This window comes from Streptococcus sp. HMSC034B05 (assembly GCF_001809055.1).
GTDB lineage: Bacteria > Bacillota > Bacilli > Lactobacillales > Streptococcaceae > Streptococcus > Streptococcus constellatus.
On record NZ_KV795612.1, the window covers coordinates 218,717 to 225,197 of the forward strand.

The following is a 6,481-nucleotide window of genomic DNA, read 5'->3' on the forward strand; positions in this document are numbered from 1 at the left end:
TTCCGCTTAGAGAGCTTTTATTTACGACTTTCTCTGTTGTTCCTATTTCTTTTTCATGTTACAATAAGGGTATTGAAATATAGAGGTTTAAGATGATTTATTTAGATAATTCGGCAACTACAAAGCCTTACCCAGAGGCTTTGGCTACTTATACAGAAGTTGCTTCAAAAATCTGGGGGAACCCTTCCAGTCTTCATAGTTTGGGTAGTCAAGCAACGCGCTTGTTAGATGCATCACGCAAGCAGATTGCAGGTCTTTTAGGTAAATCTTCTCAGGAGATTTTTTTTACGTCTGGAGGGACAGAAGGAGATAATTGGGTTATCAAGGGTGTGGCTTTTGAAAAAGCACGCTATGGCAAGCATGTCATTGTATCTGCTATTGAGCATCCAGCAGTGAAAGAATCCGCACTCTGGCTGAAAGAGCAAGGATTTGAAATAGACTTTGCACCTGTCGATAACAAAGGTTTTGTAGAGGTTGAAAAATTAGCAGACCTTATCCGACCAGATACTACTCTAGTTTCTGTCATGGCTATCAACAATGAAATCGGTTCTGTTCAGCCGATTAAAGCTATTTCAAAGCTTTTAGCGGACAGGCCAACAGTTTCTTTTCATGTGGATGCGGTTCAAGCCATAGCCAAGATTTCAACAGAAAATTATTTAACTGATCGCGTGGACTTTGCGACGTTTTCTAGCCATAAATTTCATGGTTTACGTGGTGTTGGATTTGTCTATATCAAATCTGGCAAGAAAATTTGTCCGCTGTTGAATGGTGGTGGTCAAGAATCAGATAAGCGATCTACGACTGAAAATTTGGCGGGTATTGCAGCAACTGCAAAAGCCTTGCGCTTGTCTATGGAAAATTTGGAAACGTTCACCACACGAACCTCCAAGATGAAAGAGATTATTCTAGAAGAGCTAGCTAAATACCCTGATGTAACAATTTTTTCAGGAATAGAAAATTTTGCGCCCCATATTTTGACTTTCGGAATTAAAGGCGTACGAGGTGAAGTGGTAGTTCATGCTTTTGAAGAGTATGACATTTATATCTCTACTACGAGTGCTTGTTCCTCTAAAGCGGGCAAACCAGCTGGAACTTTGATAGCCATGGGTGTTAAAAAATCCCTAGCTCAAACTGCTGTTCGGATTAGTCTGGATGCAGATAATGATATGAGTCAGATTGAGCAATTTCTAACAACGTTCAAAATCATTTATGAAAAAACTAGAAAAGTAAGGTAAACAAATGGAGTATTCAGAAATTATGGTTCGCTACGGCGAGCTTTCAACTAAAGGAAAAAATCGAATGCGCTTCATTAACAAATTGAAACGCAATATGCAAGCAGTCCTGTCTATTTATCCAGAGGTTCATGTGAAAGCAGATCGAGATCGCGCACATGTCTATCTTCATGGAACGGCTTATCAACCAGTCGCAGAATCCCTCAAACAAATTTTTGGGCTTCAAAATTTTTCTCCGTCTTATAAAGTTGAGAAGTCTGTTCCTGCTTTGATTGAAGCGGTACAGACAATTATGAAAGAAATTTATAAAGAGGGAATGACGTTTAAGATTGCCAGCAAACGTAGCGACCACAATTTTGAATTGGATAGCCGTGAGCTGAATCAAACTCTTGGAAATGCCGTGTTTGATGCCATCCCACATGTTCAAGTCAAGATGAAAGCGCCGGATATTATCCTACAAGTGGAAATACGTGAGGAAGCAGCTTATCTGTCTTATGAAACAATCCGTGGAGCAGGTGGGCTTCCTGTTGGGACATCTGGAAAAGGGATGTTGATGCTGTCAGGCGGAATTGACTCCCCGGTTGCGGGCTATCTAGCCCTTAAACGTGGAGTGGATATTGAAGCGGTTCACTTTGCGAGCCCGCCTTATACAAGTCCAGGTGCTCTTAAAAAGGCGCAGAATTTGACACGCAAGTTAACCAAATTTGGTGGTAATATCCAATTTATTGAAGTGCCATTTACGGAAATTCAAGAAGAAATCAAAGCAAAAGCACCAGAAGCTTATCTTATGACCTTAACTCGTCGTTTTATGATGCGGATCACGGATCGCATTCGTGAAGAACGCGGTGGGCTCGTTATCATCAACGGAGAAAGTCTTGGTCAAGTTGCCAGCCAAACGCTAGAGAGTATGCAAGCAATCAATGCTGTCACCAATACTCCAATTATTCGTCCAGTCGTGACTATGGATAAACTAGAAATCATTGACATTGCTGAAAAGATTGATACATTTAATATCTCGATTCAACCCTTTGAAGATTGTTGCACCATTTTTGCACCAGACCGTCCGAAAACCAATCCAAAGATAAAAAATGCCGAGCAATATGAGGCACGTATGGATGTCAAAAACTTGGTAGAACGTGCTGTGGCAGGCATTGTGATTACAGAAATCACACCGGAAGCAGAGATTGACGAAGTGGATGAGCTAATTGAGGAATTGTTGTAGCGAAAATTGTTTTGCCCTTGCTTAAAAATTCATTAGATAGCTACCTTTTGATAAAAAATACTTGTCAAACTATTCTGGAAGTGCTATACTTATAGAGTTGACTATGCACATTCCTGTGCAACCGCTCGAACATCGTAGCTCGCATTTAGTGAGTATTAAGTGGTTCGTCCCACGATGCTAGGCGAGTCTTCACAAAAATACGGGGAAACCCCAAAAAATCATAGGAGGTGCATAATGAGCACATACGCAATCGTTAAAACTGGCGGAAAACAAGTTAAAGTTGAAGTTGGTCAAGCTATCTACGTTGAAAAATTGGATGTTGAAGCTGGTCAAGAAGTGACTTTTAACGAAGTTGTTCTTGTTGGTGGTGATAAAACTGTTGTCGGAACTCCAATTGTTGCTGGAGCTACTGTAGTTGGAACTGTTGAAAAACAAGGAAAACAAAAGAAAGTTGTTACTTACAAGTACAAACCTAAAAAAGGTAGCCACCGCAAACAAGGTCACCGTCAACCATATACTAAAGTTGTCATCAACGCAATCAACGCTTAATTTATAGGAGAACACATGATACAGGCAGTCTTTGAGAAAGCCGAAGATGGCGAGCTGAGGAGTGCGGAAATTACTGGACACGCCGAAAGTGGCGAATACGGCTTTGATGTCGTGTGTGCATCGGTTTCTACGCTTGCCATAAATTTCATCAATTCAATTGAAAAATTTGCAGGTTACGAACCAATCTTAGAATTAAACGAAGAAGAAGGCGGATTTTTACGAGTAGAAATACCGATGGATATTCCGCCACACCAAAGAGAAATGACTCAACTTTTCTTTGAATCATTCTTCTTGGGAATGGCAAACTTATCAGAAGACTCATCTGAGTTCGTCCAAACCAGAGTTATCACAGAAAACTAACACGGAGGAAAAACACTATGTTAAAAATGAATCTTGCAAACTTGCAACTTTTCGCCCACAAAAAAGGTGGAGGTTCAACGTCAAACGGACGTGATTCACAAGCAAAACGTCTTGGAGCTAAAGCAGCTGACGGACAAACTGTAACTGGAGGATCTATCCTTTACCGTCAACGCGGTACTCACATCTACCCAGGTGTTAACGTTGGCCGCGGTGGAGACGATACATTGTTCGCGAAAGTAGAAGGCGTTGTACGCTTTGAACGCAAAGGTCGCGATAAAAAACAGGTTTCTGTTTATCCAATCGCGAAATAAAATGTAAAGACCCTTACACCTATGGTGTGGGCCTTTCTTTTGAAGCTGGTAATCTGAAAAGAAGAGAAAGTATACATAAAATAATTATAAATTATCTATATTCTAAGATAGCTGTAAATTTTTTGCAGCTATCTTTGTTTTGACTACATTTTTTATATGTTTTTTATGTATTTTATAATAATATTAGTTGAATTATTCGGAATAGCAAAGTATAATATAATATGTAGGTTTATTCAATTTTTTAAGGATTGATAACAGTTTTATATAGTTTGTTACCAATCCATTTCCTAAATAAAAAATTGTATGAATATTTCACGACGAAAGGAATGCACAAGGTGAAAAGTTTTAAACTTTATAATGGGAAACGAGATAAATTCTCTTTGCGGAAGAAGAATGTCGGTCTGGTTTCCATTGCTATTGCTACTCTAGCTCTTTATGGAATTGTAGGAGGAAGTCAAACGACTTATGCTGAAGAGCAAAACAGTACTAGCGGTCAAGTTACAAGTGTCTCTGCTCCCACAGAGGATGCAAAGACAGAAAAAGTATCTACTACTACATCATCAACGGTAACAGAAGCTTCTTCAGCTAGTAGTTTTTCAAGAGTAGAAAATACAAGCGTGAGTAGTACTCAGACTGCCTCAGAATTTCAAAATTCTAGTACAGAAAGTGCTCCGTCAGAGAATTCATCAATGTCAAGCGATGGTAGTTTGTCAACAAATGGAGAATCTTCAAAATCAGCTAAAACTCCAAATATTGAGAGAACAACTCCTGAAAACACAGCGCCAAAGTCTGACGAAACAATTGTTGAAAGCACAATACCTAAAACACGAGCAGCACGTACCCGTAGAAGTGTCGCAGAATCTTCTTCTCATATTTCAAACTTTTCAGTAACAGTTACGACGAAAGACGGAACAGTTATGAATGCGGGGGCGTCGAAAGATTTATCGGGTCAGGAAATTTCTCTAGATAAAATTCAAATGAATTTTAAAATTAAGCAGGATGGAACGCTGAAAGCTGGAGATAAGATTCGGATTCCAGTTAAACTGGAAAATAATGCTTATGCTGCTTATTATGCAAATCTTGGCTCTGGGACAGCAGAAACGATTCCTGGTGTTGGAACTATCAAATTTGATTTTTCTAAAAAAGACGATCTTGCTTATGAGATTACATTGAATAGTGAATTTGCATCACTTTCAAAGGGGCAAGAAAAAACGGTTAATGTTAATTTTAGTGCTGCAAATGGTGCCAAATTTACAGCTCAAAAAAGTAAAAATAATATTGTATTGAACATTAACGGATCAACTTTTACTTTTAAACCTAAGCCTAGAATCTTTGAAAAAGCTCAAGCTCCTTTCGCGGTTTATCATAACCTTTCTAGTGATGCAGCAAATTCCATGAAAATAGGAACCTCAACTGGTGATGCAAACTATTATAACAATATGTTATCTAGCGATGGAAAACAACCTGGAAATACTAAAATCCCTACTGGTGATATTATAACAATTCATCGCATAAAGCCAGAAAATGGTTCAAAGATTATTAAAATAAAGCCAGAGCCTCATCGCATCACTAGTACTTTAGCCATTAGTGAAGATGGTAAATACCTTGTTAAGAATGATACATCTACATCTATACCAATTACTAATGAAAATGAAAATAAGTTAATTACTCTTCCACCTAAATCAACAGATGCAGATATTTTAAAGGCATTAAAGAAAGCAGGAAAAAATTCTTCAGTTGTCATTGATAATGGCGATGGTACCTACACTATTGCCACTAACTTAGGGAAAATGATTGGTGATGGTGCAACAACTTATCATGATATTTGGCCGAAAGATGATTTTGCTCAACATGGTGATCAATACCAAGAAATTGATAGGACAGATGAAACTAATAAAAAAATTAGTGAAATTTTGAAAAAGATGAGTGTGATTCAAGGGACTGCACACTCAACACGGATTACCTTTGCTGATTCATCTATCAATAATAAAATTACAAGTACTTCAAAAAGTTATAGTGTAGAAGATGACGGAACAGAAAAGGAAATTAAATCAGAAAACATTAACCATGTTACTAGACCATCAACCGCACGTTCAGAAGGTCAAACAAAGATAACTGTACAGTATGTAGATACAGCTGGGAACCAAATTGCAACACAAACTTACCAATATGGTTATCCAGGAGGTCCATTACATGCGCAGTCACCTAATTTTACTGCTAAACCGCAAAATATACCTGGTTATACACTTGTAAGAACTTCTAATCCAATTAGTTCAGTATCCGGTACGCAACTGACTGTTGATAAATCTATCGCATTTACTAATACTGATCAAGTCTTTTATTACGTCTATACTGTTAATAAATCTAACGCTAAGGTGACTTATATTGATGATGATGACAATCATAAAGTTCTTGAAACAAAAGAATTAACTGGCGATTATAATACAACGGATCCATACAGAACAACTGAAACAATTAAAAAATATACGGATAAAAATTATGAATTAGTTTCAGATAATTATCCAGCAGATGGCGTAAAATATAATGATAAGCTTCAAACCTTTGAAGTTCATTTAAAACATAAAGTTAAAACTGAAACTCAGACTAAGACAGTTAAAGAAACCATTAAATATATTTATGCAAAAGATGGTGCTACAGCAGCTCCAACTCATACTACTGAATTAAAATTCACCAGAACAGCAACTACCGATTTAGTTACAAATGTTACAACTGGAGCTTGGTCTCCGGTTACAGGAACGTTCGCAGCAGTAACCTCCCCAACGATTACAGGTTATACAGCTGATAAG

At 37.9% G+C, this 6,481-nt stretch carries 6 protein-coding genes and 1 other annotated feature; all 6 genes read left to right on the forward strand.

Annotated features, from left to right (window positions below; genetic code table 11):
- The first annotated feature begins 92 nt into the window (after positions 1 to 92).
- Entirely contained in the window at positions 93 to 1,235 is a 1,143-nt protein-coding gene (locus HMPREF2542_RS06330; protein WP_058669601.1) for a cysteine desulfurase family protein, read from the forward strand.
- Between the two features lie 4 nt (positions 1,236 to 1,239).
- A complete protein-coding gene (gene thiI / locus HMPREF2542_RS06335) occupies positions 1,240 to 2,454 on the forward strand; it encodes a tRNA uracil 4-sulfurtransferase ThiI (RefSeq protein ID WP_049480526.1) in 1,215 nt (404 codons plus the stop codon).
- Between the two features lie 109 nt (positions 2,455 to 2,563).
- Positions 2,564 to 2,653, forward strand: a sequence feature (ribosomal protein L21 leader region).
- A gap of 35 nt (positions 2,654 to 2,688) precedes the next feature.
- Complete coding sequence (gene rplU / locus HMPREF2542_RS06340; protein WP_003068805.1) at positions 2,689 to 3,003, forward strand: 50S ribosomal protein L21; 315 nt, start codon at positions 2,689 to 2,691, stop codon at positions 3,001 to 3,003.
- Between the two features lie 15 nt (positions 3,004 to 3,018).
- Positions 3,019 to 3,363, forward strand: a complete 345-nt coding sequence (locus HMPREF2542_RS06345; protein WP_049480524.1) for a ribosomal-processing cysteine protease Prp — start codon at positions 3,019 to 3,021, stop codon at positions 3,361 to 3,363.
- Positions 3,364 to 3,380: 17 nt separating this feature from the next.
- A complete protein-coding gene (gene rpmA / locus HMPREF2542_RS06350; protein ID WP_003032879.1) occupies positions 3,381 to 3,674 on the forward strand; it encodes a 50S ribosomal protein L27 in 294 nt (97 codons plus the stop codon).
- 335 nt (positions 3,675 to 4,009) lie between these two features.
- Positions 4,010 to 6,481: mucin-binding protein (locus HMPREF2542_RS06355; protein ID WP_261674384.1), on the forward strand; the 2,472-nt coding region annotated here is incomplete at its 3' end.

Excerpts from the sequence above, each read along its gene's own strand:
- HMPREF2542_RS06330 (WP_058669601.1), top strand. The coding sequence starts at position 93 with ATGATTTATTTAGATAATTCGGCAACTACAAAGCCTTACCCAGAGGCT.
- thiI (WP_049480526.1), top strand. The coding sequence starts at position 1,240 with ATGGAGTATTCAGAAATTATGGTTCGCTACGGCGAGCTTTCAACTAAA.
- rplU (WP_003068805.1), top strand. The coding sequence starts at position 2,689 with ATGAGCACATACGCAATCGTTAAAACTGGCGGAAAACAAGTTAAAGTT.
- HMPREF2542_RS06345 (WP_049480524.1), top strand. The coding sequence starts at position 3,019 with ATGATACAGGCAGTCTTTGAGAAAGCCGAAGATGGCGAGCTGAGGAGT.
- rpmA (WP_003032879.1), top strand. The coding sequence starts at position 3,381 with ATGTTAAAAATGAATCTTGCAAACTTGCAACTTTTCGCCCACAAAAAA.